General features: G+C 61.5%; 7 protein-coding genes. 4 read left to right on the top strand and 3 right to left on the bottom strand.

Annotated elements, in window-relative coordinates:
• Both Q0341_RS15185 and Q0341_RS15180 read left to right on the top strand, forming a co-directional pair.
• Positions 1-656, top strand: a 656-nt coding sequence (locus Q0341_RS15185) for an alpha/beta hydrolase (RefSeq protein ID WP_299515080.1), incomplete at its 5' end; no start/stop codon positions are given.
• Positions 657-748: 92 nt separating this feature from the next.
• Positions 749-1,618, top strand: a complete 870-nt coding sequence (locus tag Q0341_RS15180) for a CoA transferase (RefSeq protein WP_299515076.1) — start codon at positions 749-751, stop codon at positions 1,616-1,618.
• Between the two features lie 245 nt (positions 1,619-1,863).
• Here the strand turns inward: Q0341_RS15180 and Q0341_RS15175 are convergent, their stop codons facing one another.
• From Q0341_RS15175 to Q0341_RS15165, 3 genes are all read right to left on the bottom strand, one after another.
• Positions 1,864-2,676: an enoyl-CoA hydratase gene (locus Q0341_RS15175; protein WP_299515074.1), complete on the bottom strand. Its 813-nt coding sequence runs from the start codon at positions 2,674-2,676 to the stop codon at positions 1,864-1,866.
• Between the two features lie 31 nt (positions 2,677-2,707).
• Positions 2,708-3,205, bottom strand: a complete 498-nt coding sequence (locus Q0341_RS15170; protein ID WP_299515071.1) for a nuclear transport factor 2 family protein — start codon at positions 3,203-3,205, stop codon at positions 2,708-2,710.
• Positions 3,206-3,336: 131 nt separating this feature from the next.
• Positions 3,337-4,161 (bottom strand): undecaprenyl-diphosphate phosphatase, encoded by an 825-nt coding sequence (locus tag Q0341_RS15165; RefSeq protein WP_299515069.1) that lies wholly within the window; start codon positions 4,159-4,161, stop codon positions 3,337-3,339.
• A 236-nt stretch (positions 4,162-4,397) separates the two neighbouring features.
• Between Q0341_RS15165 and Q0341_RS15160 the strand changes: the two genes are divergently transcribed.
• Both Q0341_RS15160 and Q0341_RS15155 read left to right on the top strand, forming a co-directional pair.
• Complete coding sequence (locus Q0341_RS15160) at positions 4,398-4,892, top strand: DUF2141 domain-containing protein (RefSeq protein ID WP_299515067.1); 495 nt, start codon at positions 4,398-4,400, stop codon at positions 4,890-4,892.
• 8 nt (positions 4,893-4,900) lie between these two features.
• Positions 4,901-5,222: carotenoid oxygenase family protein (locus tag Q0341_RS15155; RefSeq protein WP_299515065.1), on the top strand; the 322-nt coding region annotated here is incomplete at its 3' end.

The raw sequence follows: 5,222 nt of genomic DNA, 5'->3' as shown, positions 1-5,222 counted from the left end.
CTCCGCACCTGGTGCAGCAACTGGCCGACTTTGCCCGTGACAAACAAGGCGACGGCGAACCCGCCTTTTTGGTGGGCCATTCGCTGGGCGGCATCCTCAGCCTCATGTGCGCTGCCCGCCACCCCGAACTGGCGCGTGGCGTGGTGCTGATCGACTCGCCCGTGCTGGGCGGCTGGCGCGCCACCACGCTCGGTCTGGCCAAACGCACACCGCTGATTGGGGCCCTCTCGCCCGGACGCATCAGCCAAAAACGCCGCCACCACTGGCCCGATGCCCAAGCCGCGCTCGAAAGCTTTGCGCACAAAAAATCCTTTGCCCGCTGGGACCCGCAAGTTTTGCGCGACTACATCAACCACGGCACCCACGACGAAGGTGGCCAGCGCGTGCTCAGCTTTGACCGTGACATAGAAACCGCTATTTACAACGGCCTGCCGCACAAACTCGACAGCCTGCTCAAGCGCAAACCCCTCAAATGCCCGGTCGCCTTCATCGGCGGCACTCACTCGGCAGAAATGCGTCAAGCCGGCACCGACCTGACGCACCAAGTCGTCAAAGGCCGCATCATGATGCTCGACGGCTCGCACCTGTTCCCTATGGAAAAGCCCATCGCCACCGCTGCCGCGATCGAAGCGACTTTGCGCAATCTTGGCGTCTGAAGCCCATGGGCTGGAACGCTTTTCAGCACAGGTGACAGTGCCACATCATGGCCATGCCCATAATTCCCGGGTCACGATTTGAAGGTCATCCCATGTCATCCACACAACCCCTTCGCGGCGTTCGCGTCGTCAGCCTCGCACTCAACCTGCCCGGCCCTGCGGCGCTGATGCGCCTGGCCCAAATGGGCGCCAGCTGCACCAAGGTCAACCCGCCCTCAGGCGACCCCATGCAGCACTACACCCCCGATGGTTACGCGCTGATGCACAAAGGCGTGAAACACCATACCCTGGACCTCAAAACCGAGTCCGGTCAAGCCGCCTTGCACAAGCTGCTGCCCAAGACCGATGTGCTGCTGACTTCATTCCGCCCCTCGGCACTGACCAAGCTCGGCCTGAGCTGGAAGTCATTGCACAAGGAATACCCTGCGCTCAGCCTGATCGAAGTGGTTGGCGCACCCGGCCCTCTGGCCGAAATCCCCGGCCATGATCTGACGTACCAAGCCGAGGTGGGCCTCGTCAACGGCATGGACCTGCCCCCGAGTTTGTTTGCCGACATGGGCGGCGCACTCATGGCCAGCGAAGCCACGCTCAAGGCGGTGCTCTCGCTCAAAACCACAGGCAAAGGCTCACGCCACGAAGTGGCCCTGTCAGACGCCGCCGCCTGGCTGGCCCTGCCCCGCCAGCTGCGTATGACCACGCCCGATGGCGCGGTGGGCGGTGCCCATGCGGGCTACCGCATCTATGCCTGCAAAAATGGCCGCGTGGCCGTGGCAGCCCTGGAGCCGCACTTTGCGCAGCGCCTGTGCGAAGCCGCAGGCGTTCAACTGGCTCACCCGGTCAAGGACCTGTTCAAGCCCGCCACGCGCAAAGCCATCGAAACCTTCTTGGCCAGCCAAACCCGCGCGCAGCTCGACAAGCTGGCGGTGGCCAAAGACATTCCGCTCATGACACTCACCAAGTGAGTCGGGGAGCAGTTCCCCTGCGTCTTCCCCTTATGGAACCGACCCCTTAAAGTCTTAAGTGACAAGCAAGGGGCAAATACTTGTAGGAGCCCACCCCTGTGGGCGATGGGCGTGGCACACGACCTTGATTTGGTCCGGCAAACCATCGCCCACGGGGTGGGCTCCTACAAAAACAAACCCATGACTGACCAATACAGGGGTAATTCAAGCTTCATGGAGCCGAATCGACATTCCGCCCCTGAGTCTTATTTACCCGTGAATTGCGGTGCTCGTTTTTCCATGAAATGCGCCACGCCTTCGCGGAAGTCGTCACTCGCGAAACTGCGGGCCATCTCCACGTTGGCCTGGCGGTTGTTTTCTGCCAGCGTCTGGAATGGCGCGTCGTACTGCTGGCGCTTGATCACCGCCATCGAGCGGGGCGACACGTTGTCCACCAAATCACGCACATAGGCATACGTGGCGGCGGCCAAAGCGTCGGGCGCAAACACCTTGTTGACCAAGCCCATGGCCTGGGCCTCGGGGGCCAGCAGCTTGCGGGCCGACAGCAGCAAGTCCATCGCGTTGGCGTGGCCCACAATGCGGGGCAGCATCCAGCTCAGGCCATGCTCGGCAATCAAGCCGCGCCTTGAAAACGCGGTGGTGAACACCGCGTTGTCGGCCGCAAAACGGATGTCGCAATACAAGGCGTGCACCAGCCCAATGCCTGCGGTCGCGCCGTTCAGCATGCCGATCACCGGCTTCGAGATCGCAGGGTAATACCCATAGCGCGTCTGGTAATCCAGCCGCTGATTCACATCAAAAGGCTTCGTCCAGGTCGTCGCCGTGATGTCGCTCGGGTCCAGGTCCTTGAGCAAATCCATGTCGGCCCCGGCGCAAAAACCCCGCCCCGCACCCGTGAGCACGATGGCGCGCACGCCGTCATCTTCAGCGGCGGCATCCATGGCCTGGCGCACCTCGCGCTCCATGACAGCGGTCCAGGCGTTGAGCTTGTCCGGTCGGTTCAAGGTGATGGTCGCGATGCGGTGCTCGACCTTGTAAAGTATGTCTTGGTAACTCATGGCCAGGCCTTTCAAAGAAGGATTGAACAACTCACACCGTGCGCTTGCCACGGGCCAAAAATGCCTGGGTCGCAGGCTGGTCGATCAACTGCTGGCTCCAGCGCTTGAGCACCTTCTCTAGGCGCGGCGCAGCCACCCCCAGCTGCACCATGGCCACGCCACCATTGACCGATTCGCTGTAGTCGCCAATCAGCCCGTCACGCAGTTCAAAGCGGCTGATGCCGTCGATCACCACCTGCCGCCCCGCAAACTCGGGCACCTTCGATGTGAAGCTCGACAAAGACCGCGCATAGGCCACTTGCCCATTGCACACGGGCTCAAACATTTCCCAGCGGTAGTCGGGCCCGGCATCGCGGTGGAACAAGTCGTTCATCATGTGGGCAATGTCGGCGCGGCCCGTGTGGTCGCCGTAGATGTAGTCGTGGTAAACGCCATCGGGCGTGAAGCACTGGGCAAAGGCCTCGCCATCGCCCGCTTCGGCAGCGGCCGAGAACCGCTTGAGCAATTCTTCAAAATCGGCTTGTTGCATGGTCTTGTCTCCTTTGTTTTTTAAATCAATCGGGCAAGGGATCAGGCAAGCACTTGAGTGTGCGCACCTTGGAAGCGCTGATGATGATGGCCTGCAGGCCAAAACCCAGCATGTCGCCTAGGTGCACCCGATCAAGCCGCCCAGCTCACCAGCCCAAAGTAGCTGGTGCCCAGCACCACCAGACCGAACACGATCCGGTACCAGGCAAACACCTCAAAGCTGTTGGTCGAGATGAATTTGAGCAACCAGCGCACACACACCCAGGCGCTCAAAAACGAGAACAACAAACCCACCGCAAACATCGGCGCATCGGCCATGCTCAGCAAAGCGCGGTCTTTGTACAGGCTGTAAGCCCCGGCGCCAATCAGCGTGGGGATGGCCAGGTAAAAAGAAAAGTCGGTCGCCGCCTTGCGCGACATGCCCAGCAGCATGCCGCCAATGATGGTCGCGCCGCTGCGGCTGGTGCCCGGAATCATGGCCAGGCACTGCACCAAACCTACCTTGAGCGCATCTTGCCAGCGCATGTCTTCCACTTCGCCAATGCGCACCGTGCGGGCCTGTCGGCGCTCAGCCCACAAGATGATGAAGCCACCAATGATGAAGGTGGTGGCCACCACCTCGGGCGTGAACAGGTTCGCCTTGATGGCCTTGCCAAACATCAGCCCCAAGATCACAGCAGGCACAAAGGCGATGAACACATTCAGCGCAAAACGCTGGGCAGCGGCACTGTGCGGCAAAGCGCGCACCGTGCTGCTGATCTTTTGCCAATACACAATGATCACCGCCAAAATCGCACCCGTCTGGATGGCGATGTCGAACACCTTGGCCTTGTCGTCGTCAAAGCCCAGCAAGGCCCCCGCCAAAATCAAATGCCCGGTGGACGAGATCGGCAAGAACTCGGTCAGCCCCTCGACCACGCCCATCACGGCGGCTTTCAGCAACAACATCAGGTCCACAAACGCTCCTCGAAAATCTGTGGGGATTATCGCGACATTCGCGCACCGTTGTCCGCACACACCGCGTTCCCTGCATTTCACGCAGCCCAATCAGCGTTTCATCGCATTCCGCTTTTCTCAAGGCCTGACTGGATCGATATTTCACCCCATCACAGCGCCCCTATCCCGAATGCAGCGCCGTGAGGGGCCACCGCCATGCGGTGGTCGTTGTGTCAATCCCGAGTAATGGAAAAACCATGAACAACCAGACCATCCGTCCAATCACACCCCACATACGCCCCCAGTCTCCACGCAGTCTGACCGTGCTGCTGGGCCAAGGCTGCGCCCTCCTCGCCCTGGCCGCCAGCGTTCTACCCGCCCAGGCCGCCGACGTCACCGTCGATATCCAGCCCTTGCCCAGCAGCGAAGGCTGGGTCATGGTTTCCTTGTTTGAGCGTTCGGCTGACTACCCTCATAAGATCAGCTACGCCCAGCAAATCGCGGCCAGTCGTCAAGTGGCGGGGCAGCCGCTCCAGTTGGTGTTCACCCAGTTGCAGCCCGGGCGATATGCCCTCTCGGCCTACCAGGACAAAGACGGCAACGGCAAACTCAACACCAACCTGATGGGCATACCCAACGAGCCGGTTGGCTTTTCCAACAACGCCAAGGCCTCGTTTGGCCAGCCCAGCTTTGACAGCGCGGCCTTTGAAGTCGGCCCGCAAGGCGCCCGCGTCAATCTGACACTGCAATGAGGACCGCCATGCAATCCACACACACCTCATGGAACCGCCGCCAATGGCTGGGCGCTTTGGCAGCCTTGGGACTGGGCAGTCTGACCAGCCCTCGCGCCCATGCCGCCACCGCCGAAACAGCCTGGCACAGCAGCTACGCGCCATTCGATGCGCCCGCTTTCAAGGGCAGCCTGAAAACCGAGCGCCTGCCTGTGCAGGGCCAGCTACCCGCCGAACTGCGCGGCACGCTGTACCGCAACGGACCCGCCCGCTTTGGACATGGCAGCAGCCGCCTGACACACTGGTTTGACGGCGACGGCATGCTGCAAGCGCTGCGCATCGATGGCGGTC

This window comes from uncultured Limnohabitans sp., from assembly GCF_937889215.1.
In the GTDB taxonomy this organism is placed as follows: Bacteria; Pseudomonadota; Gammaproteobacteria; order Burkholderiales; family Burkholderiaceae_C; genus Limnohabitans_A.
This window is presented reverse-complemented; position numbering and strand designations above follow the sequence as displayed.